A 25,314-nucleotide genomic window follows, 5' to 3' on the forward strand; every position below is an offset into this window, starting at 1 on the left:
CCCCTTTCCTTAGACTGTCCCTGCCCGTTCAAATTCCGCCTTAATACAGCATTTACTCCTGATAAAATACTTTTTTGGAAATGGTATAGGTGCCAAGCAATAAAATCAACATAATGCTGAGAAAGTAAATCCACGCCATTGCGGAACTTAAGCCGAAGTTAAAATTATCAAAACCAACCGACATGATTAAGTCTGTAACAGGAGCTCTCGAAAAAGAGTCAATGATCGTATAAACTACATTGACCAAGATTAGTGGACTAACCATCGGCAAAGTAATTTTCCAGAATGCTTCGTACCCTGTCGCTCCTTCAATTTTAGATACTTCATACAATTGCGGGGATATGGTTTGGATACCAGCCAAGAAAATGAGTATCTGGACTCCTGATTGACTAACAATCTCATAGATTCGCTCAACAGCCCCTGTTAAATATAGAACGATATATTCGTTCACACCAGCTCTGAGCATAATTCGCTGTAGTTCAAATGACCCTAACGCATTAGCTAGTCCGCCATTCGCTGCATTTTGCTGATTAATTTCTTGAACCAGACTGGTTGACTCTAGATTTAAAATGACACCAGAAGCCAAAATGACTGGCAAGAAAAAGATCGAGCGAGCAAAGGATCTTCCGAAAAACTTTTGATTGAGAATAACAGCTAAAAATAAACTAAAAATAATAATTAAAGGAACATTAATAACAATATTTAAGATAGATTCAAGCATTTGACGGTTAAAATTCGTATTAACCGTGAATGCTTCGATAAAATTGGCAAAGCCCACAAATGTTATGTTAATCCCATCTGTTCCAGGCTCAATATTACTAAAGCTATACTGCAAGGACATGGAAAACGGAACTAAGAAAAAAAAGACAAAACCAAGTAACCATGGCGCAAGAAATATCATTCCCCACAATGTTTTTTGTCCTTCATATGTTCGAAGGCTAGCACCTAGCTGCTTTAATAAATTCATGAGTTCCCACCGCCTGTCACATAACCCTTTGCAGCAATCTCTAAACCATCAACTATTACTGGTTCAGCGTTGTAATTAACCATAACTGAAACACCATTGCCATATTCCGTTTTATAAACGCCGGTTTCTATCATTTGATGATTCACAATAGGCTCGTTTACTACTTGTTTTAATACATCATTAACTTCGTGATAAATATACGCTGCTTCATCTAACCAGCGCTCATAGTTGACTGCATATAAATGATTAAAGTTGGTATCTTTAACTATTTCATTCGCCTCGTAAATCCACTGAAAATGGACATTCGCTCCATATTCTAACGTCTTTAATATGAATTCCTGTTCGTTAAGTATGGTCGAAGTATTGTATGGTTCACCGGAATAAGAAAGGAATCCGCGAACTGCCATCTGATAGAATGGAATCGATTCATCTTGTAACTTGTAACCGCTATTACTCATTGGTGCGTTTACAATGTCAGTTACATAAGGAAATGAATAGGCATTCCCTCCATTTACCATAATATTCAAGTTTTCTTGTTGTATTAACTGAAGTGCTTCCATGGAACTTGCTTGCGATTCCGTTCGATCAATTTGATTATTTTTCCGGAAATCACTGCTTAACAAATCCGCCATATCCCGTAAAGCAATGCCTGTCGTTTCGTAACTAGTAAACTCGCCTAACATGTCTTTTATATATGTTTCAACATAACGCGGTGATAAAACATACGCAGGATCGGCTGTTCTATCTTTGGTATTTAAAGCCTTATTAAAAGGGTATACAGCAGCAGGTATACTAGTTAGTGTTCTTGACACCTCTTTTTTCACGTTTAAGCCTGCATCATTATGGATATTTAACATGGATATCTCAGGAAAAACCTCTACTCCTTGTTCTTTGCTAAAAGCCAGAAAATCCTGAAATCCATTTGCACCGCCAATGATCTGATCCACTTTAATATTCTTAGACAGTTTGTGATCAATGCCCTTATTAAACCAGCCCGAATAGTTAAGGTGAATATTGTCTATTTCTTTATCCTTCATCTTTCCTATAATTTCCTCAGCTTCTGTAAAAGTCGTTAATGCTTCCAGAGCTTGATAAGGCACTCCTGCAAAGTGTTTTTGCTTTGTAAAGCTTCCGAATAGCTGTAAAACAAATGGTGAATCCTGATGCTGACTGATTTGATCGTTCAGCGCATTATTTTCAAGCAGATATTTCTGATAATATCGAGCCATCCCGCTATAATTTGCTTCTTTACCGCTTAGAAAGGCATAACGAACGGTATAATCCGTATTCATCATTTCTTCTTGAAATCTAGGAATCGTTCTTTCTTGCTGATTTGCCTGTATGGTGACCTCATCTTTATTAACAACCGTAAAAGTAGGATACACATAGTTATAACTATTTAAGCGCCCGCTAATATCTGCACCGATTGTTGAAACGGATGCACCTTCCTCAATAATTGCTAACATTGCTTCATTTTCTTTGATTACTCCGAATACAGGAAGCCTGGCCGTCTCTTTCGCACGATTATCCGTATTAGTAACCATCGCTAAATCACTTCCATACATATCCTGTTGATAAGACGGATGTCTCGTTTTACCGTTATTAAAGAAAATGAGTGCTCCGGAACCATCAGGCACAAAAAGGGAACCCTGCTCTTCCATATCACCTGCCCCAAAGAATTTCATTAAGGAAATACGATTGACCGGAAAATGTTCCGAAAACTGGATATCTTCCCTTGGAATTCTTACAACTAACGTATCATTGTCCAACGTATATTCTATTGCAGCAATAAATATCCTGGAGCCCGCTTCTTCTTGTGTGAAATTCAATTCTTCCATATCTTGTTGCAAATCTTCTTCTGTATATCCCGCCTCATCAAAAGCGTTCAAAGCACTTTCTAATTGCAGGCCATTAAGAGCACCATCATTTCTTTCGTAAATGCCCGTTTCACTATTTTCTGTGTAAGCAATAATCAAAGCACGCTGTCCCGTACTGTCTAATTTACCAGATAATTCTTCAAACCTTGCTTGACTTAACATCAAAGGGAGGTCTGCTGCTGATCTTTGCGCTTGGCCAAATTGGTAGATGACCCTTATCCCATCTTGAATTGGTTCCACATTATATTGTTCATGAGCAATGCTGTCAGAATACGTATTAATAGAGCTTTCTTGACCAAAGTTATTGAAAAATTGGATCTGCAATTGTGAACTCAATAAATCTTTGTTAACTCCAGACGCAATCGTATCCTGATCTCGGCTAGGCGGGTTACTATACCAAATTTCATCACTCGCTTTATTTAATACGGCTACATTCCCTGTTTGATCATCAATGAATAACTGTAAATGTTCGTTTTCTGTTATTCCTTTAAACCCAGCTAAACGACTATCTTCAAAAACGGACTGTAAGTGCTCCTTTTGAATAACTTCTATATCAGCAGCATCCGGACTCTGTCCTTCATTCGTTACCGCTGATTCAGAACAACCTGCCAATATCACAGCGACAAGAAAGAATGTAAATAGGCGAATTATCTCGGCTTTTGTCATTCTACTACACTCCTTCCCTTAGTATCTAAAAACTATTTCCTGATAAATGACTGTCAAGAACGCGATAATTTGCTGTATCAAACTAAAAAATAAGAGACATAAAAACGCGATGAAACCCATAGCGACTAAAGTTAACAGGATTGTTAACACGGTTTTCGATGGGGTAAACTGCTGTACCGTCATATTTCCAATAAACAACAGGAAGATAAACCAAATTACTGCTAAACTTTGTGATAAATAATAAAATGTAGCTTCTTGCAAGGAAATAAAATTACTAAGAAACACCCACGGGAGATTAATCAGTATTAATGGAGTGAGTGCATAACAAGTGGCAATAAATATTTCTGCAAACTTCCCTTCACCATCTAATAATGTGGTTAAGGACCAATTGGCTACACACCAAAACATAACAGGCACGATAACAGTGACCACTTCCATTAAACTATTCATCTCTTCTGGATTATATAAATTAACAACAAAGCCGCTGTATTGACTGCTTAAGGTATTTGTCATAATAAGCAAAAATAATATAATAAAAGAAATGATCAGATTGATCCGTTTACTATGCTCATACTTCAGTTCCCAAAAACCATTAAACGGGTGAACCGTTACATAAAAAGGGTATTTAATTATCTCACTGTTCAAATGGTAACACCCCTTTTTCGTTTAGATTTTCTTCTGTAATAGATCAAAACCAGCACACCTGCTGTAACTGCTATCAAGCCTGTCATGATAAGTGAGAAATTATCACGTAATGCGTGGTTGCGATAAAGCAAGTAGGCTTTGGAATAATTAGATTGATCCAGACTTCTTTCAAAATAGTGCAGGGCATTTTTATATTCATCTTGCCGCAATAACGCCTTACCTATTCCCGTATAAGCAAACTCCAGATTGGCATTCATATCAACTGCTTCTTGAAAAAGTTGATGCGCTTGTTCTTCATCACCTGTTTCATAACTGCGAACTGCTTCATTTAAAGTTTGACCATATTCTGTTGCTGTAAATACAGTAAATTCAGCCAATTCGCGGTCTAGTACAATAAATTCGTCGCCACTTCTATCAATAGCCACAGGTGTATGAAACTCCCCGATCTTATTTCCCAGTCCTCCGAAGATATACATCAGATGACCATCCCCGTTATAGGTAAAAATTCGGCCGCGTTTAGAATCAAGGACAGAGTAAATTTCGTTATCCGCTACACTGATATCTATCAATTGAGAGGCGCCTCCACTTCTGGTATACAGAACATCGCCAATCGGACTGAAATAACCTTCCCTTCTTAGAATATCGTCTCCTCTTGCATTCAATTTTTTGATAACTGCTTCCGAACTATCCATGTTAGTAGCAAATATAAAACCTTGTTCATCAATGTCTAAACTGGTTAATTCTGTCGGAGTATACATGACCATTTGACTTCTTTGCTCGCGTGTAGCAAAGCGCTTCCATAAATATTCAACGGGATCCACCTTTACACGATTTGCCCCAATAAATGTTGTAAAATCTCCTTCTACATTAAATTCCATAAATCCATCAAATACACCCTCTGCCATCACAAAGACGCGATCAGCAAAATCCGTAACGACTTTAACAGGGATAAAAGTAAAGTTATCATCTATCAATTCTGACTCTGGTTCATCAATTATTTTCACTAGCTCTAATTGATTATCTAAATGAACCACTCGCCGATTACCTGTATCTGCAATGAAAATATCTTGCTCGTCATTGACAAAAATACCTTGCGGGTTAACAAACTGACTTAATTGGCCATCCAATCGAAATGAATCAAATTCGCGTATTATTTGCATATTTTCATCCAAATGAACGACACGATTATTACCTGAATCCAAAATATAAACGTCCAAATCCTTTGTTACATGTAAATCATTCGGTTCTTTGAATGCACCGATCCCTAAGCTTTCCCCATCCACTAACCTTGTTGGATGATAAGCAGCCGGTGCAGGAACAGACTCTTCCCAAAATGAATAATTATAGGAGGGTGCTCCATCGCTCTTCGCATGTACCAAACCAGCTTCCGCAGTTATCATTATTACTGCGGCCAGTACACCGGCAAAAAGCGAAGTGGCTATTCTACAGATCGTAATCACAACTTATTTAGCCTCCTTTCTAATCCTTCATACCAGAAGTTGACATCGTTTGAATCACTTTACTTTGGGAGATAACAAATAATGTAATCGGAACAATCATTAGAATTAATGCTACAGCTGCACCAACTCCTGCTCGGGCAATTCCTCCTAATGTAATCTGTTCTAAGGCATAGTTTAGTGTTTTTAACTCTTCACTGTATACAAAGTCTCCGCCATTTGTTCCCCAAAGTACTGGGAATTGCAGGATTAATAGCGTTAACCAAGCTGGTTTTACATTAGGCATCACGATCGTCCAAAAGATTCTGTATTCACTAGCCCCATCGATTTTAGCGGCTTCCAGCATCGCATCCGGCAGTTGTTCCATAAATTGTTTCATTAAGAATAAACCCAAGGGAAAAGCCATTGCTGGAATAATTAATGACGCATGTGTATCAATCCATCCTAATTGCGACATCACGATGTAGTTAGGAATGGCTGTTACATGCGGAGAAAACATCAACGATAACACAACAATAGAAAAAATCACCCTTGAACCTGGAAATTTATACTTTGCTAATGGATAAGCAGCCATGGAGGCAAATATAATATGTCCCACTGTACCAAATACTGTGATAATAATCGTATTAGCAAAATATCTCGATAACGGAACCCAAGAATCACCCATTACAGCCACTAAATCAAAGAAATTCTCCAAGGTTGGATTTCTAACAAAAAAACGCGGCGGGAAAATAAACAACTCATCTAACGGTTTAAAAGCATTGTTTATTGCATAAACCAGTGGTATCGCCATAAACATTCCAAATAGCATTAGAAAAGCAAACAGCATGATGGTCACCGGAATGGAACGATTTAACCTTTTTTTAATGATTCTTCTGTGTTGAAAAAGTGCCATTAAGTTCCCACCCCTCTAATTAACTTCTGCACTAACAGGTTCGTACTGACCATTAAGATAAATAAGATAGTAGCAATCGCTGAGGCGTACCCCATTTCAAAGCGGATCGTTCCATAATCAATTAAATGTGTAACAACGGTATGGGCTGCATAATTGACACTAGGGAATCCAGCTAAGGCCATGGAAATATCAGCCACTGCAAAAGCCATCGTTATTTGCAGTACAGCGCCAAACAATAACTGTGGTTTCATCGATGGCAGCGTAATAAACCATAATTCTTGCCAGCGGTTTTTTATTCCGTCCATGGCACCTGCCTCAATAAGTGAACGGTCAATTGTCTGTAAACCTGCAATAAATGCTAAGAAACTTGTTCCTAAACTTAACCACAATTGGACTAAGATAACGACCCATAATACATATTGTTCATCCCGCAGCCATTGTATAGGTTCTAGCAGAAAACCCGTCTGCATAAGAAAACCATTTAAGTACCCATAGGTGTCACCTGAGAAGATGATCAGCCAAATAAAGAACACATTTCCCGAAATGGACGGGGCATAGAATATAACTGTCATAAACGCCCGTACTTTCGGAGTTAATTCATTAATGATCCATGCAAAAATAAAACAGGCAATATAACTGACTGGACCAGTTATCGCAGCAAAAAGTAATGTGTTTTTCAGAGAAATCATAAAAATATCATCACTTAGAAATAGCCTTGCATAGTTTTCCCAGCCAACAAACTTCGGCAGTTCCAGCATATTAAAAGAAAAAAAACTAAGAAAAAAAGATACGACAACGGGCACAACAGTGAACATCGTGAAAATAATCATATACGGTGCCATCAAAATATAATAATGCTTGCCCTTCTTTAACTCTCTTGTTAATGTGGATAGCTTTGATTCTTTTTTTGAAAGAGCGGCTTTCTTCACGGGCTGTTCTGCTTCCTGTACGTCCATCTTCCCCCTCCTCTCTTAGATTAATAGGGTAAATCAAACTCCCTTCGTTTCACTTCTATTTCATCATTAATATAGCGAATGTAATCTGACAATGCTTCACGGGGATTCTCATTAGCGTTAACTACTCTTCTAAAGGCATTATCTAAATGTCTTCCTGTGAAATATCCGCCCGGTATTTGCGGAATGCCTTGTACCCATTCCCATTGCGTATCTAACTTTTGATAATCCGCTACAGGCCATGGCAGCTCCTCTAATGCTTCCATATTCGCTGTTGGATAACGAGCTGCTTCACCTAGTAAGCTTTCCATCTCTCGTCCAAACAAGATTTGGGTCTCCGTTTCTGTCCACCATTTCAGAAATTCCCACGCATCGTCTTTATTATTAGAATTTTCAAGCAGCATCGCAGCAGTAGTGAAGCTCGATACATCATGCTTTATAGTACCGTCTGGCATTTCCGTACCTGGTACAACAGTAAATTCCCAAAGCCCTCTGATCTCAGGCGCTAAAACCGACAGCATATTATACGTAGCATAATCCGCAATTCCAATCGGCATTTCCCCTACTCTAAAACGATTAGGGAAGTCCGCCATTAAGGGGAACTTATAGTTGGTGTAAAACTGCGTCCATTGATTAAAAGCATCAATCGAAATCTCTGAATCTAATGCACTGGCTTTATCATTATCACGATAAAATTCTCCCTCATTTTGATAAAGCAGCATCGCAAAGGCTGCATTGGGAACTAACACAGGGTCCCCTTCTGCCATCGGATCATCGATCGGCAAAAAAAACTCCAAATTATTCCGCTGCAAAACGGAAATCATACTATACACATCCTCCCAAGTCTCTGGGGGTGTTAGATTTAATTCTTCCAAAATATCTTTCCGGTAAAACATAACAGGAAACATTTGCGTTTCAGGCAAAGCATAGACACCGCCATCATATTGATAAGGCACAATCGCACTTTCTCTGAAGCGTTCTGCTACCTCTTCATAATCATCAAAAACCGTTAAATCGGCTGACGCACTCCTCATGGCATAATTAACAGGGACATCTTCACCAATCTGCAAGGCAACATCTGGACCTTCGTTCGATAATGTAGCGGGTAACAATATATTAGGAGGTACAAGCCGCAAATTGACACCAATATTTGTCTCTTGGGTAAAGGTATCTTCAATCAATCTTTTTAAAATTTGAGCTTGATCACGCCCTGTTGTTATCCAAACAGTCACAGCGCCCTCATCCTCGGTATTTCCAATACTGTCATAATCCTCTGTATAAGAAGCAAAGAAAGCTCCTGCTTCATGCTTTGCCCTTTCAAACAGTGTTGCTTCTGCTCTTGGTAATTCTTGATCAGGTGAAGAAACAATTAAATAATCAAGTGTTAATGGCTGTTCACGCACGGTTTGAATCCATGTACCTAATCCGCCAACATTCATTTTAAAATTGTCCAATCTTCGAGCAATCGTATGAGGAGCCTCAATCATCAGCTCCAATTGCTGCACAGTAGAATGAAGTACAGCTACTTTATCACTTTTTTCCCCAGTTGATTCCTCCAGATATTCCGCCACATCTCTGATTGTTTCCGCTTGTTCGGTAAAGACTTCTATTAAATCGGGAATACGGCGTTCCAATTGATAGTCTCGCAGCGGGTCAGGTGTATTCGAGGTGATCATTAAAATTTTTCGATACATTTCATTTAATTCAAGCACACTTGATTCGATCGTTCTTAACAGCGGGGCAGCATCTCCCAGTGAGACGCTTAAACGAATCGTATTGGTCCCTTCTTTTAAATGGAAGAGATATGGTTCTTCTTCACCTAAAGTATCTATTTGCCAATCTAAATTATAATTAAAACGAAGATTATTCATTTCCTGAAATGGCTGCTCGCCATTAATCGTTAAACTTCGTGTCGAATATATACCTCGCAGCTGATCTTGCTTTCGTTTTAGCGAAATTTGGTACAAACCTTCTTCCTCCACTTCAAAATCCCATTCCAGCCATTGCCCTGGCTGTTTCCAATTTACCCCTCCTATCGTATTTACTCTTAATTTAGACACATGATAGGGTTGTAAGGTTGGACTTGAGCGGTCAGTTAACGGGAATAAAGTAGGAGAGGATTTTCGATCGGCATGCTCTCCTTGAATGGTTATATATTGTCCACTCGTTGGCTGAAGGTTGTTTTCTTCATATGTTTCTTTCATTTCCTGATAACTAGACACCCCAGCTTGCTGATGCAGCTCAATATAATCAATCATCATCGGCTCGCGTTTAGAAGTAAACGTTATTTGTTGGGTTCCTTCCTCAAAGTGAAAAAAATAAGGTTCATTATAATAACCTTCACCATCTCTGACGGTTGTTTCCACCCACATTGGACTTTCCACTTGACGGGGTCTTAATTCATTATCACGGTCATCTCTTTGGATCTCGTCATTTTCATTATCCCAAACACGATCAAACAAGATAAATTCCGCCCCATCGAATGGAATGTCATCATTAATTCTCAGCTCTCTTTCAATTGCTGAACTTTTACCTTCCATTGGAAAATAATGCACCTTGATATTGTATAAACCGGGCTGCTCCACTTTAACCTCCCAACTTACAGATCCTTCTTCAGGTGTATACAAAGATTTTCCCTCTAGTCCGTTAAATTGCTCTACCACTTCAAAGCCATCACCTTTTACTTCCAAAAAATCTTCTGCTTGAATTCGAATCACCTCATCTGGCTTTGCAGCATGAGAGAAACTATTCAAATAATGTTCATATCCTTCTTCTGTCTCTTCGTTTGTCACAGCTTCAAACTCAGCCATTGTTGGATAAACTGATTGATGGTCAGTGGCAGCCGGATAGAATAGATAGATGATGGAAGAAAAAAGTATCGTCAACATAAGAATGAAACGTACATACTTCTTTTTCAAGATGGACACATTTTCCCCTCCTTCAGCTCAAATTAAATAATGAATCTGTTAGTACGTCAGATTATTGCCCATACACTTCATCAATAGCTGATTGTAATTGGTTCTTGTATGTTTCAACTACAGTTGAGACAGATGTACCTTCCAGAATCTCTGCTTCAAACTCATAATATTCAAAACTTGGAAAGGTGAAATGATCCAATACAAGCATGTTCTCTGCCACCGTTCTGGCATTAGCAATATCCTCTTCATTTGTAAAAGATGACTCGTAAGCAGCTTGATCCGGATAATCATAAATAGAATCGATATCATGCATTTTTTCCCAAATATAAAGCAGCTGTTCTGGATTATCCACACTTTTCGGTATCGTTAACGCTTGGAAAAGACCTTCATAAGAATAATACTCTTCCGCATTTGGACCTTTTGGAAAAGGAACAAAACCTAAGTCATATTCAGGCATATCATTTTGAAACCCATTGAATTCATGAAATGCTCCTGCATACATTAAGGTATTTCCTTGTCTAAAGAATTGAGAAGGTTCTGTCCAATCTCCTCCTTCTGTCGGTCTGCTTAATTGCTCAGTTGCAATCTCCGAAGTAAAATTAAGCGCCTCCAATGTTGCTGGGTCATCTAAATTCTGTTGATCATCTACTGTTAAGGAAGTATTATTAGCAGCTAATGCCCGTTCTAACACCGATCCATTTGCAAGTCCCCATGTATCCATATCACCGTCATTATTACGATCTAAATTAGCTGATCGAATAACCTCTTTGAATGTATCCCAACTCCAATTATCTTCATCCACATAATCCTGTAAAGGCTTGATACCCAGCTCATTCATTAATGTACGGTTATAAAAGATACCTTGAACTAAATTTCCTTGTGCTTCTGTAAACCCATATCCGCGTCCTTCATGGGTGTATAATTCATTCGTTACCACTTGATTGAATGCGTTTTCATTTTTTGTGTATTCATCTATCGGCCATAGAAGATCCTGCTGGACTAAAGTTGGAACGGTATATGTTTTGCCTAACCGAACAATATCACCAATCGGTTCTCCGGCTAACAAGGAAGCTGTGACACGTTCTTGATATTCTCCATAATCAATTGCAATATATTCGACATCAAAATTATGCTTTTCTTTTAATTCATCCAGATTTTGCTTTACAGCAATACTATCAGGGTTATCTTCTGCTGGTGTCATATCCCACCAAGATACAATCTTGATCGTACGTCCGCCTAAATCAAAATCCATCTCTGGTGTCCGAATAACTCCATCATCTTCTTCAGATTCTTCCTGCTCATCACCTGACGTCTCACTGCTGTCCGTATTCTCAACACCGTCCGTTTCATTAGCTGCTTCCTCACCATTACAGGCAGCTAAAACAAGAAATAGCAGTAACAAAAAAATAAAAGACCAATTTCTCATACTAATTCCCTCCCATAATCTTTGTTTAATTATTTCATCATTAATTATGGCATTTCGTAAATTAGGCAACAACCTGCCAATCTTTAGGTTTTTAACCGGTTACATTCCATTTTTAAAATTGCCAGACTAACAGCCTCAACCATACACTGCTTCGAACACGGCTCAAAAAAATGTAATGGCTTTTCAAATCTCTTAATCCTTCCCTGTCAGCCAAGTAACATAGCCGCGGCCTTAACCTGTGGATATGCAGAACATAGGATTCGGAAATATTTATGGAGCGGCTGATTCGGATTGGTAATGGATAGGCTTTCTTTTCAAAGCAGACACTTCCTTTTAGAGATTTCCGAAGATAAGCAACAGATGTGAGAAATACAAAGAAAAGCACATTCTTTTGCGCCTATATTTTCTTATAATAAGAGCACATACTCTTTTTTTTGTGTATGTGCTCTCAAGATTAAAAGTTAAATAAAGGAGGATGTTTTTATGTACAACGTATTACTAATCGATTTTGACAAGAGATCGAGAGAGGCATTTGCCAACAAAATTAACTGGAAACATCATGGTTTTACCTTGCAAACTTTCGAAAATTCCTTTTCAGCATTATTATCTGTTTGCAAACAAAGGCATTATGACATGATATTAATCAATTTAAAAGGTTCGCAAGTACATGGATTAGACGTATGTAAAAGTATTCGTAACATAAGTAGCATCCCTATTCTTCTGATTGGAGGAAGCAAAGATTTTCAGTTTGTTAGAGAAAGCATTCGTCTTCAAGTGATCGATTATTTACCTGCCCCTATTACCTTGGTCGAATTCACCAAAACTTTGGTGTCTTTAAAGCAAATACTGCAGAAGGAAAAAATAAACTTTAACCTTAAACCAAGTCATTCACTCAAAACCTCCCCCAAAAGAAATATAGCTGATATTATAGATGAAGTGAAAAGGCAAGTAGAGGCTTCTCTAAACAGACATATAACCTTAAAAGAGATATCTGACGAACTCCATTACAATTGTTGTTATTTAGGACAAAAATTTAAAACCTATGAGAATATGACATTCCCTGAATATGTCCTGATTCGTCGCATGGAAAAGGCTAAGTATTTACTGTCCCATACGGATCTAAAAATATATCAAGTTGCTGCAGAAGTCGGTTTTTCCGACTTAGACTGGTTTTATAAAAAATTTAAAGCGCACACCGGTGTAACCGCTTCCGTTTTTAGAAAAAATACTTCTTCTTCGTCACTTAGTTCATTAGTTGTCTAAACTAAGATTAAACTATTTGATAGAATGCATTATTTTCATAGCAGCTCTACCTGCTCTCTCATTAACTTTTACTTCCTTAGCTTGATACTGCTATAGCTTTAGCTGCATGAACACAGCATGATGAGACTTAAAGAGAGTGTTCAAAAAGTTCCAAAGAAATGACGCTGCGAATTGAACTGACGTTAACCATTTTTCAGATAAAATGCAGCTAGCCTGAACAAGTATTAGTGCAAATATGATAAATAAAGGAGTTTTACAAATGAAGACATTTCAAAATCCAATTTTACCAGGCTTTTATCCCGATCCATCTATATGCAGAGTAGAACAAGATTATTATTTAGTGACATCCACTTTCGCTTACTATCCTGGTGTGCCTATTTTTCATAGTAAAGACTTAGTACAGTGGAAACAAATTGGACATGTGTTAGACCGGCCGGCACAGCTGCCGTTAGATGGTCAAGAACAGTCACAAGGTATATTTGCACCAACGATTCGTTATAGTAATGGGGTTTTTTACATGATAACAACCAATATAGCAAATGGAGGTAATTTCTTCGTAACGGCCACGGACCCCGCTGGTCCTTGGTCAGACCCTTATTATTTACAAGCACCCGGCATTGATCCGTCACTTTTTTTTGATGAGGATGGCAAAGTCTATTATCATGGCACCAGACCAGCCCCCGAGGGAGAAAAATATAGCGGGAATTGGGAGGTATGGCTTCAAGAGCTGGATTTAGATTCCAAACAATTAGTTGGTGAAGAAGTTAGTTTATGGCGAGGGGCATTAAGAGATGCCATTTGGCCAGAAGGACCACATTTGTATAAGAAAGACGGCTATTATTATTTATTGATCTCTGAAGGCGGCACTGGGCATCATCATGCTTGTTCTATCGCAAGAAGCGAGCATATTAAAGGGCCATATGTCGGGAATCCAGCTAATCCTGTTCTAACCCATCGTCATTTAGGAAAAGAATATCCAATAGTCAATGTAGGTCACTGTGATATGGTAAAAACACAAAATGATGAATGGTGGGCAGTTGGCCTCGCCTCCAGAACATATGGCGGCTACTACCGTAATCTTGGAAGGGAAACATTTCTTGTACCGATCAAATGGGAAGATGATTGGCCCATTTTCAGCCCGGGAACAGGCAAGTTAGAGATGACTTATTCAATGCCAAATCTTCCTAAAACGAAACAGCTTACAGAGGCCTCATGTGATCACTTTGATGATGACAAGCTGAACTTTAATTGGAATTTTTTACGCACACCTCAAGAAGAATTTTATAGTTTATCGGAACGGCCCGGTTACCTGACTTTAAAATTAAGACCACAAAAACTGACAGACCTTGATACACCAAGTTTTGTCGGAAGGCGTCAACAGCATATCAACTTCAATGCTTCAGCACATATGGAATTTTCAGCGTTATCAGATAACGAAGCTGCCGGAATCGTATTGCTTCAAAGTAATCAATATCATTACCGGTTTGTCTATACCAGTAATAAGCTAGAAAAAGTAATCCGCCTTATTAAATGTACTGCCGGGAAAGAAGAAATAATTCAGGAAGCTCCTATCGATACAGATGTCCTATATCTAAAAATAGAGGCATATGGACAGGATTATTGCTTTTATTATGGAACAAGCTCTTCTGCTTATTCGGCACTAATAGAAAATGTTGACGGAAGAATTCTAAGCACCGAGGCAGCAGGAGGATTTGTAGGAACAGAGATAGGACTATATGCCAGTTCTAATGGAGAAATCAGTAAAAACAAAGCCCATTTTGACTGGTTTGAATATACGGGCCTATAAGCGGATGACTACGATTTAATAATATGGGTGATGGATTAAGATCTCTTCAGCTAACAATAAAAGCGAAGAGAATTTTATCTGGTATGATCCCCTCGTGATGGAATCATTTCTCCTTGCGGAGGGTTAAGACCTCGTATATGGAGAACTGGTTGGAGTATACTGACAAAAACCTGCTTTCTTAAACCAAGTGCTGTCTCCCCTCCCTCGCACCACGGTAAAAATATGTGTTCACAGATAAGCACGATAGGCTGATTTCGCTCTTGTCTCTCAAATTGTTTCACGTGTAACTTTTGAGGAGCATGTATGAATCCATTCACTTGCTTCATTCCAGCATTTCTAAAAAATTTTCTTTGCGGCTGAGATAGTGAATGGTAATCTGGTTTCATTAACTGGGTTGGGGCTGTTTAATACTTACGAGTGGGCTTATAGAAACTATTATGGAGTATATAAACATAACAAGGGAACAGCTATTTCATTAAATAATTCTCGGAAGTAAAAAAGTGTTTAGAGAAGGATATCTGCTTCATTATACCCTTCCTAAACACTATTTTTGACTACTCTGTCAATAAACGTATCGCACTAAATGCTGCTGCACCATCTGAAACAAAGAATCCAAACTTTCTTCCCTTATAATTAAATAATCGCGTGCTAAAAGCTGTTTCCCCATTGATATACATAACCATCACGGAATCTTTTCGATAAGAATCTTTACATGATAAGCAGTGTCTGGCTCTAAGATAAGTGGCCGCTCCAATTCCACAACATATAGAAACATTTTACCGCCATCTTCAAACCTGAACGGGTCTGAACTCGATTATGCCAAGGTTCAAAACACAAATGATACCCTTCCGATTCACGATTATTTTTAACCTTTATACCCTAACAAACGCTTTAATCGTAGCAATTGTTTTGCCCTCTGAAGGGCCATGGGGTCTTATCGAATATTTCTTTATATGCTCAGGTATAATAAAAGTCTCGGCATAATGAACAATAAAAGGCTCGAATTCACCATTAATACTTTCCACAATAGCTTCTTCCCCTTCAACCAAATTAAACACATTGACACTATCATGTGTTTCATGATAAACAATGGTTGAAAACCAGTGTCGCCTCGTTTCAATAAATTCTAACTCATGTAAGCCTGTTTTCTCTTCATACCATCCCTCTCCTTCAGCTATTAATTCATTAGGAGAGCACAAATGTTCTTTCACCCAATTTTCATCTCTTGTCCATTGGAGAGAACTTAAACCATGGTGTAAATGTATCGGTCTTGGTTTTCCATCTAAATCGACTCTTCCCCAGTCCCACAGTTTAAATGTATAGATATTTGGTGTTGAACTGATCTCAAGCACGACAGAGTTTTTTCCTTGCGAGTGGATAGTACCTCCGGGAATCGAATAATGATCATGCTTTTTTATGCTCATACGGTGAATAAATTTCTCATCGTCAAACTGTTTATTTCCTATCTCTGCCTCTTTTAAATCATTAATCATCTCTTCTTTATCTATATTTTCTTTCACTCCTAAATAAACAACTGCCTCTTCCTCTGCGTGTAAGATATAGTAACTTTCATCTTGTGTATAATGCGCCCCAAATTCCTCTTGGATATACTCTGTAGTTGGATGAACTTGTAAACTGAGGTTCTGACCTTGTACAGTGTCTAAAAAATTAAACCGGATCGGAAACTCCCTGCCGAAGCGTCCGTACACTTTATTTCCTAATAATTCTGTCGGATAATAAAAGACCACATTATTGGCTGGAATTTCAATAGTGCAATCACCATATTGTAAATAGAGGCTAGTCTCTGCAGGAACTCCATTGAAACTCCATGCAAAATTCACTGCCTCTTTATCCAAGTCGAATTTCTCTCTCATCCATTCTCCTCCCCAAATTCCTGGAGCAAAAAATGGAACGAGTCGAAATGGCTGTGAAACAACTTGCGTTAACCCTTGTGCATATTGTTCCTGAGAAATCAATTTAAGATTTTTTGTATCGTTTCCGTCAATCCAAAAATCAACTTTATGTAACAATGATTTTTTGAGACGGTCGGCTAAGGGCCATTCAAAAAAATAAGCCCGTTTAATCTTTCGCGACATGGGCTCATCTTGATTATTTGTTTTCCAATTAGACATACCTTGGTGGAGTCTTTGTTGGATTTCCCATCTTGTTATATCCGCATAAATAAGTAAACCTTCTTCTGCAATCAGGCTTGCTCCCATACCATAAACAATCATATTTTTCTTCTGATTGTTCCTTATTTTCGCTTTGACAGCTTTTACTTTCTTATCATCCAGGAATTCCTCAAGTGAATGCGGAGAAAAGGTACCAAACACATCATCTTCCGTTACATTACTCTTTATCATTTCCGTGATTTTATCATCATTAAAAAATAGATCATCGGTACAAATCGTTTCATCCGCATGCAAGGGTTGAATGATATCATGATATAGTTTCTTTATATCCACTCCCGGATAACACTCGATAGCAATAAAATTATGTTCCAAAGCCAACATTTTCAGCTGTTGTACAATAGGTTTAACCCCTTGCCATACATCTTCTTTATGCTCGGAAACAATTACTGTAGGATATTTATCAAATGTTGTCATTCGAATCTTTCACACTCCCATTACTTTAAATGAAATTAATAAAGTGAAGCTTCGTTTCAGTAGGGGGTTTTTCCATCCCCCACTGAACGTTAGTTCAACAATCGGTCCGTTATTGGCTGTTGGATCTCCAACTTAAAAATGAGGTGTTCTCTTATTTCTTGAAGTGGAAGTCTTACAGCCGTTACACTGCGATAAAACAATTTGATGATGGAAAGAACTTGGGAGAAACATCATTTCCCTCCCAAGTTTTTTACTCATCTTTTATACAAGATCAATCCTTATAGTGCGTGTTCAAAAAGTTCGATAAAAAGGACCATCATCGGTTAAGTCCGGCAACATCGTGTTGCAACACCGATACTAGTACGTCCTATACGTCGAAAGTTCAAGGCGGCGCAGCTTTGAGCAAACGATCTTGCACGCAGAAAAAGCGACCTTCTTTTTCAAGGAGACGGTCTTGCACGCAGAAAAAGCGATCTTCTTTTCCAAGGAACGGAGCGTATGCCTTTAATACGTGAGTAGCGGAAAAGCAAGCCAACGCAGAAATTCGACGCGTCATTTTGTTGGACTTTTTGAACAACCTCTTATGGAAGACGCTTGCCTTTTTGTTGAATATTCGTTGAGTCATCACTAATATTAATGGCGATTAATCCCTCATTTAAAATCCGACAGGCATTAATAGCCTCCTCCGCATTATTGTAACGACTGGACGTCGCAATATGATAAGAAAACTCATAGAAACCTGCTAAATCCACATTAAAATTGGTTTCCCAAAAATTATTCATAATCCAAGTGTAGACGGGTTCTTGATTCTTTTCATGATTTTCTGACTCTGACAATTCAATGACATGATGTTCTAGATTCCCCATACTAATTAAAGGAACATCTCGTAATGCAATAGCGACACCTTTTTGTTGTCCAACATATGCTAATCCATCTTGTAATAAATAGAATTCCTGATTTGTATAAGGAAGCTGATCAATGCCCGGACGAACGATGCTTCCTGTTTTCTCCACATGCAATTGTTCGTCTTGTCCCGTTGTAAATGGAAGAGGTGCATATAAATTTTCAGGATCCCAATAGCTTTCTTTATGAATTTTTAATTTCACGGAGATTTTTGGTAAGTCATTGTAAATTTTTAATTGAACAGAATAATGTTTGGTTCCTTCCAATACATAAAAAAGTTCAATTAAGGAATATACATCCCCTGTTTCGAGTATTTGTATGTCACTAAGTCTTGCTGCATATCTTTTAGTCGATATATTTTTTCTATTTCTTCCCATCACTTTTCTTTCTTCCGTTGGGCTTGTTTTTATTTCTGTTTGCTCGTAAATCCCCATAAAAGGAGCATATTTCAAATCGCTTCGAATCAGTTCCGTATGATCGCTTTTGTCTATTATACTTTTAATTCCCACTGTTTCATCAAGCACAATTTTGTAATACGACGTTTCTAGATAATGCGGTGACACATGACATTTACGCCTTTCTGAATCTACTGGCTGAATATCTTGAATGCCTTCTGCGCCAATATGTGCATGATTTTTAATCGTATAGTAAGTCGGATTTTCTTTTGGACGAATCTCAACGTTTTTCTCTTCTTTCGATTCCAGCGTAATCAGAAATTCACAATTGTATCCATTGCTTGCCGTTGGAACGATTTGATGCGGAAGTACTTCCTTTGTTTCCGAATCTATTACTTCCAAGAATGTATTCAGTTCTTCGTCTTTTAACTGCATATCATCAAATTTCTCCCAATGGCCAATAAATACACTTGCTGTATCTGTCACTTGCTCTGCATGTGGATTGATTACTTTAAACTTCTTGGGACGATCGGGAATAAGAGATACTTCTCCTTTTTCAGCTAAGATTACATCTAAATTTTCAGAAATCGCTTCATCCGCTTTTGTCGCATAACCTGCTTTCCTTTGCTGTAAGCTATTCACCAGACCATCCCAAGGTTCAGAAACGGAAGTAGAATAGCCCCAAGTATGCTCTGCGTATCGCAAACTGTTGTCTACATATTGTTCTATTTTCTTAGTGTCACTTATCTTTTGTTGAGGGTCTAACTTTTGGCTCAATCTATATTTTCTTTGAGCTTCTCGGAATTGTTTGACCCCAAGCGGAGTAGAACCTACACCATCTGCCCACCAATCATTCCAATCTCCTTTGTAAGTTGGAATGTCCGCATTGCTTTCACGTAAAACATCAAAGAATTCTTTTAACGTTACCATTTCTAGCTCTATATTCGCTCGATGTTTCTCATTCCATGCATCAATAAATTCTATGATCCTTGCATTTGGAGGGGCATTGTCACTAATCACTCCTGAAGCCATAATCGGAACAAAGTGGAATGGATAATCTTCTTCGATTAAATTTTCTACATACCTATAGATTCTTTTCTCTGCGACTTGAAAAGGCTCAGATTGCATTTTCCAAGACAGCTCATCGCGTATGGTATAACTTGTACCGCCATTAGGAACTAATCCCAACTCATTTCCTAGATGATAGTGTTCTCCTACCCAGACTAACACTTTATTCCCTTCTGGCGACTCCCAATAAAACGGAGTTTGCTTTTGATTAAGCGGGAACAGGCCATGGTGTGGGTGGATGCATGAAAACAAATTTTCTACTCCATTTTGATACAATGATTCTGCATATCCCCAGGCATAGCCATTAATATCAGCTGTCATGCCACTAGTTGGTTTATATCCTAAAGACTCAGCCAGCTCTAAACCAGCTGCTAATTTTTTATTTAACACTTCTTGGTCAACGAGTTCTGTCATATTTAAATAATTACCAGATATATCAATTTCTCCACTTTGTATATATTTTCTAAAATCATTCTTGTATGCTTCATTGGCTGACTTCATAAAATTTTCAACTTGCCACGTATTCTCGCATGTCCATCGGAAGCCTTCCCATTCTGTGGCTTTCCCTTGATGAATAAGGTTTAGAATATCAATGGCTTGCTTAATAAAATCAACATGGTACCGTTCTATCTTCTCCTGACGTTCTGTATAACCTATATCTGTATGGGAATGATGAACAACATAAATTTTCATCTTCTTTTGCATAATTATCCCTGTCCTTTCTTATTTATTTAGATGTAGTTGGAAAACCATAATTGAAACTTTTATTTAAAACTAAAAATATAAAGAAGGTTGGTATGGACGCAAGAATAGCCGCTAATAAAGCAGAAGGGACATCATTTGTTCCTGATGCTCCACTTAGTAAAGACAAGGAACTCATAATTGGTCTTGCTTCTGCTGACTTAGAAAGAGTTAAACCAAAAAGAAGGTCGTTCCATACCCATGTAAATTGAAATAAGAAACAAGCAGCTATGGGTGCCTTTGCCATTTTCATAAAGATACTTACGTAAATTTTAAAATCAGAAGCACCATCCATTTTTGCAGACTCCACTAATTCTTTAGGAATGGAATAAAAATAGTTTCTTAATACGAATAAACAAAAAGGAATACACAGCGCTGTGTAAACTGCTAAAAGTCCGATTTTGCTATCATATAAATCAACATTCGAATACATTCGAAAGATAGGAATGATATACATTTGAAATGGAAAAATTGTTCCGCTATAAATCAACATGAACCAAAACATCTTTCCTTTTATATTTAATGCTGAAATGGCGTATGCTGCTAAGGAAGCAAATAAGATGGCTAATGTCGTTGCGATCGCACCGTATAACAAACTATTCATAAATCCCATCATAAAGTCGATACGGTCATTGATATATTCATAATTTTCTAAAATAGAAACACCTTTTGGAAAGTCCCAAAACTCTCCCAAATTATATTCTTTTCTTGTTTTCACACTGTTTATCACTACATATATAAATGGGAGAAACCATAAAAAAGCAAAAAGCGAGAGTAATATGGTAATCGTTTTTCTACTGTTCTCCGTATAGGATTTCATAAATGTATCCTCACTCCTCCCCTTTAAAAGTATCGCGCAATAAAAACCATGAAATGATTAAAACAGTGACAGATAACAGCATTGCAATTGCCGAACCATAGCCTAGCTGATTATGCACAAATGCTTCTTTATACATGGTTACTGCCAAAGTTTCCGAAGTTCTGAAGGGACCTCCATTTGTCATCACCCAAATGGTATCAAAAGACTTAAAGCTATTAACCAAAGACATAAGTAAGACGATAAGCATAATTGGTTTTAATAAAGGTAGAACCACTCTCGTATATAATCTAATTCCTTTCGCACCTTCCATGATTGCCGCTTCAATCGGTTCTTTTGGAATCTGATTCAATCCAACGATAAACAAGATTAAGTTCAACCCTATTCCCTGCCATCCACTAGAAACGACCATAATCAATGTGTTTACATACGGCACGGTGAGCCAATCTTTAGCTAAACTTTCAAAACCCATAACTTCTAGTAAATGCGGTATACCATACGTGCTTAGCATGGTGGTTAAAATAATACCAGCAATGGTTTGGGACAGAGCATTTGGTAAATAAAATACAGTTTTGAAAAATGATTGTGTTTTTACATGTGTGATAGCAATCGCAAAAATTAAAGCAATGGTGACTGGGATGAGCAATGTACCAACAACCCAAATTAATGTATTCAGAGATGATAATAAAAAATTGGGATCTTGAAACATGGTAATGTAATTTTGAAATCCGATGAACTTCATCTCATTTAGTCCATCCCACTCTGTAAAGCTCACAATTAAAGAGAAGAAATCAGAATATATACAGAAAATAACGACCAATATCACAGAAGGAACTAAATATAGATATGGTGTTATTTTTTCTATTTTACTTTTCGTAGAAAGTTTGGATGAAGGTTTCGATTTTACAATTTCCATTTTTATGCCTCCCTCGTATTAAACAAGGTTTTGTCAAAAGTTCTTTATATACAGAATCCATAGAGATTTACCAAGTATTCAACCAGTCACCTATAACGGCTGGATATACAAGGTCACGGGAGTTCTTTGGAAAACATAGAACCCAACGAAAAACCGCACGAAACAATGGTTTATAATGTGCGTTCAAAAAGTCTGATAAAAAGGACCATCATCGGTTAAGTTCGCAACATCGTGTTGCAACACCGATACTAGCACATCGTGTGCGTCGAAAGTTCAAGCCAACGCAGAAATTCGATGCGTCATTTTCGCCTGGCTTTTTGAACAATTTCTTATTGCAAAGATTTAGAGTTATTGAACTCGGTTACATTTTTCTGCTGACATCTTACATATAAACCATTGTTGTGCTAGTCCAGTGCGATAACGTTTTTTATGCCTTCAACATTCACAAACCTTGTTTGACATAACCTTAAATGAATTTCATCAGTCAGACTTAAAATTCCTCTTCATCTGCTACTTTCTGAATATTTGCTAATGCATTTCGAAGACTCTTTTCACTTGGATTGTAGAAAAATTCCCATAAATTTTCTGTTGCGGTATCTACAATATTCGAGGGTGTTGCTTCGTAATAACGTAATTTCAAAATATAATCATCACTATTCGCCACTTCATTAATTTCATCACTAATTTCATTTCCAGTTTTAACACCTTCTACAAAAGCAGCTTTGGATTCTTTTGCATATATTTCAAAACTGTCTTTTGTCTCTATTTCTCTCAATACTTTTTTTGCGTCCTCTTTTTGAGAACTTGCTTCTGAAACAACAAGAGGAGACGCTTCATAAAAAATAACTGGTTTAGTGGAATCATCCATGGAAGGAATGACAAACATGCCGTAATCTTCGTTTGCTTCCATGCCATAATCATCTTCTAATCCTTTAATAAAAATCGGTGGTTCATACGCCATTGCAGCATCGCCTTTGGCAAACTGTCTAGTCTGGTTTTCAGCTTTTACCGGTTCACCAAAGTATCCTGCTTCAATCATTGATTGCCAAACGCTTAATGCCTCTACAACCTGATCGTCCTCATAGGACACGTTGCCTTCTACTAAATCTGTATACAGATCCGGATCATAAGCACCAAGGAATAATTGCAGCCAAACAAAGCTAGCCCAGCCATCATTTTTAACTGCCAATGGAATAACGCCTTCATTTTTTAACGTTTCTGCAATCTCTAAGAAATCATCAAATGTTTCTGGCGGAGACAGATTATACTCATCAAAAACATTCTTATTATAGAAAACAACATTATATAAAACAGATAATGGTGCTCCATATACTTTTCCATCTACTGTAAAAGCCTCGGCTAATTCTGGATTAATTCCTGCATCCACATAGTAATCTTCCCATTCGTCTGTTAAATCGGCAATTTCACCAGTGGCTGCTAAATTATTCAAGCGATAACCACTCCACCATTTAAAAATTCCCGGTGAATCTGCTTTCCCTAAAGATTGTGAAACAGCCGTTTGATAAGCTTGACCATCTGAATAACCGGTAAATTTTATTGATAAATCAATTTTTTCTTCCATTTCTTCGGATATTTGCTCTACAATTGGTCCATCATCAGCTAAGTCTGAGTAATAATCGACAGCATTTGTACTGCTCCCACTACCCCCGCTACTTCCTCCACATGCGACGAAAAGAAGGCTTATACTAATCACTAAAAATAACAAAAATAGATTTTTCTTCATCTTAGCAAACCCCTTTCTTATTCCATTAACCTTCATGGTTAGTATGGATTAAACACCTACTTATTTTTTATAAAGAACGCAATCTAATATCTTTTGTAATATTCAAATAATCCTTTAAACGTACACCGTTCTGTTTGTCTACTCCACATGATTGGCGGCGTGTTATCTTCTAAATTTTCTACTAAACTATTTTCGTAATATTTAACTATTTTCGCTATCTCACCACCAATAACAATGACCTCTGCTTTAAATTCTTTATTTATCATGGTGAGTACTTCACTGAAATAGCAACCAAACCTGTTAAATAACTCAATTGCTCTCTTATCTCCTGACTGATATTTTTCTATAATCTCATCTATGTTTTCAGGTAGTTCGGTTTCTCTGGCAATTCTCATGATTCCTCTATGAGAAATATAATCATCGATAATCGAGTCATAAAATGTTAGATTATAAATCCAACCGTTAGGAGGCACATCATATCGATCTGTAATAATTCTGCCATCCTCTAAAAAAGCTGAGCCTATACCATTTCCTACCGTTAAGAAAAGACCTCGGTTGACTTTGCTGTCCAACCCCTGATTTTTCCATTCCCCTATGGCAAACATGCTTACATTATTTTGGAAAAAGAAAATCGCATCTTGGGAAATTCGATTGAATACTCTCTTTTTCATTAAGCGCTTCCAAATTTCCATTTGAATATTAAGTCCATAGATAGAATTGAATTTATCAACGTCTTTCACATAACAAATGCCATTTTCGTAATCAAAAGGGCCGGGAAAAGCAAACCCTATTCCTTTAATAAAATAATTTTCATCTAAGATTCTATTAATTTGATTACAGATTATATTGGTTAGATTTTCTAAAATCACATCGGCACTCTTTCGGCTCTTAGCTGGATAATAAGAAAAAGAAGAATCTATAAACTCACCTTGATGATCGAAAGCACCTCCCTTTATAAATTGTCCACCTACGTCAAATGCTAAAAAATAATTATTCATCATGTCATCCACCTTACTAAAAATATATAGTATTGATTAAAGTTTGTATTTGTAATTTGAGGCCTCATATTTATAAAAATCGGACACATTACCCAAAAGTGAATTGAATATTTTTTGAAAGATAGTATATTATCATTAATTAGAAAGTTGCTATCCTATCATCTGTGAGGTTTTTATGTTTTGAAATGGCATATTATTCGCAAAAGCTACTCATGCTAAATATCATTTTGTCACTATAATTCTATGTATCCA

At 37.5% G+C, this 25,314-nt stretch carries 16 protein-coding genes; 2 read left to right on the top strand and 14 right to left on the bottom strand.

The genetic code is table 11. The annotated features are described in order from the left end of the window. Window positions 1-52: 52 nt before the first annotated feature. The 8 genes from JOD18_RS13485 to JOD18_RS13520 all read right to left on the bottom strand — a co-directional run bounded on the left by JOD18_RS13485 (window position 53) and on the right by JOD18_RS13520 (window position 11,804). Window positions 53-967, bottom strand: coding sequence for a carbohydrate ABC transporter permease (locus JOD18_RS13485; RefSeq protein ID WP_204669568.1), 915 nt, complete (start codon window positions 965-967; stop codon window positions 53-55). Further along, window positions 964-3,510: a DUF5696 domain-containing protein gene (locus tag JOD18_RS13490; protein ID WP_204669569.1), complete on the bottom strand. Its 2,547-nt coding sequence runs from the start codon at window positions 3,508-3,510 to the stop codon at window positions 964-966. Before JOD18_RS13490 ends, JOD18_RS13485 begins: the two co-directional genes overlap by 4 nt. An 18-nt stretch (window positions 3,511-3,528) precedes the next feature. After that, window positions 3,529-4,155 (bottom strand): YIP1 family protein, encoded by a 627-nt coding sequence (locus JOD18_RS13495; RefSeq protein WP_204669570.1) that lies wholly within the window; start codon window positions 4,153-4,155, stop codon window positions 3,529-3,531. Continuing rightward, the gene (locus JOD18_RS13500; protein WP_239588124.1) at window positions 4,152-5,555 is read right to left on the bottom strand and encodes a hypothetical protein; all 1,404 of its coding nucleotides are present in this window, start codon (window positions 5,553-5,555) and stop codon (window positions 4,152-4,154) included. Before JOD18_RS13500 ends, JOD18_RS13495 begins: the two co-directional genes overlap by 4 nt. Window positions 5,556-5,634: 79 nt before the next feature. Continuing rightward, entirely contained in the window at window positions 5,635-6,507 is an 873-nt protein-coding gene (locus JOD18_RS13505) for a carbohydrate ABC transporter permease (protein ID WP_204669572.1), read from the bottom strand. Continuing rightward, a complete protein-coding gene (locus JOD18_RS13510) occupies window positions 6,507-7,463 on the bottom strand; it encodes a carbohydrate ABC transporter permease (RefSeq protein ID WP_204669573.1) in 957 nt (318 codons plus the stop codon). The genes JOD18_RS13505 and JOD18_RS13510 overlap by 1 nt, the downstream gene beginning before the upstream one ends. Window positions 7,464-7,483: 20 nt before the next feature. Further along, window positions 7,484-10,387, bottom strand: a complete 2,904-nt coding sequence (locus JOD18_RS13515) for an extracellular solute-binding protein (RefSeq protein WP_204669574.1) — start codon at window positions 10,385-10,387, stop codon at window positions 7,484-7,486. 52 nt (window positions 10,388-10,439) lie between these two features. After that, a complete protein-coding gene (locus tag JOD18_RS13520) occupies window positions 10,440-11,804 on the bottom strand; it encodes an ABC transporter substrate-binding protein (protein WP_204669575.1) in 1,365 nt (454 codons plus the stop codon). 483 nt (window positions 11,805-12,287) lie between these two features. Here JOD18_RS13520 and JOD18_RS13525 point away from each other — a divergent pair, with 483 nt between their 5' ends. Further along, window positions 12,288-13,067, top strand: a complete 780-nt coding sequence (locus JOD18_RS13525; protein ID WP_204669576.1) for a response regulator transcription factor — start codon at window positions 12,288-12,290, stop codon at window positions 13,065-13,067. A gap of 259 nt (window positions 13,068-13,326) precedes the next feature. Continuing rightward, window positions 13,327-14,874 (top strand): glycoside hydrolase family 43 protein, encoded by a 1,548-nt coding sequence (locus JOD18_RS13530; RefSeq protein ID WP_204669577.1) that lies wholly within the window; start codon window positions 13,327-13,329, stop codon window positions 14,872-14,874. An 872-nt stretch (window positions 14,875-15,746) separates the two neighbouring features. Here JOD18_RS13530 and JOD18_RS13535 read toward each other — a convergent pair. From JOD18_RS13535 to JOD18_RS13560, 6 genes are all read right to left on the bottom strand, one after another. Continuing rightward, entirely contained in the window at window positions 15,747-17,480 is a 1,734-nt protein-coding gene (locus tag JOD18_RS13535; RefSeq protein WP_204669578.1) for a class I mannose-6-phosphate isomerase, read from the bottom strand. Between the two features lie 581 nt (window positions 17,481-18,061). Then, window positions 18,062-20,551 carry a glycoside hydrolase family 38 N-terminal domain-containing protein gene (locus JOD18_RS13540; RefSeq protein WP_239588119.1) on the bottom strand — a complete coding sequence of 830 codons (2,490 nt, stop codon included), beginning with the start codon at window positions 20,549-20,551 and terminating at the stop codon, window positions 18,062-18,064. 22 nt (window positions 20,552-20,573) lie between these two features. Beyond that, entirely contained in the window at window positions 20,574-21,305 is a 732-nt protein-coding gene (locus tag JOD18_RS13545) for a carbohydrate ABC transporter permease (RefSeq protein ID WP_338029544.1), read from the bottom strand. A gap of 112 nt (window positions 21,306-21,417) precedes the next feature. Continuing rightward, a complete protein-coding gene (locus JOD18_RS13550; RefSeq protein ID WP_204669580.1) occupies window positions 21,418-22,320 on the bottom strand; it encodes a carbohydrate ABC transporter permease in 903 nt (300 codons plus the stop codon). A 490-nt stretch (window positions 22,321-22,810) separates the two neighbouring features. Continuing rightward, on the bottom strand, window positions 22,811-24,064 hold the full coding sequence (locus JOD18_RS13555) for an ABC transporter substrate-binding protein (RefSeq protein ID WP_204669581.1): 1,254 nt from the start codon (window positions 24,062-24,064) through the stop codon (window positions 22,811-22,813). 83 nt (window positions 24,065-24,147) lie between these two features. Next, window positions 24,148-25,065 (bottom strand): ROK family protein, encoded by a 918-nt coding sequence (locus JOD18_RS13560; RefSeq protein WP_204669582.1) that lies wholly within the window; start codon window positions 25,063-25,065, stop codon window positions 24,148-24,150. Window positions 25,066-25,314 lie beyond the last annotated feature (249 nt).

This window comes from Gracilibacillus alcaliphilus, assembly GCF_016909015.1.
In the GTDB taxonomy this organism is placed as follows: Bacteria; Bacillota; Bacilli; order Bacillales; family Amphibacillaceae; genus Gracilibacillus; species Gracilibacillus alcaliphilus.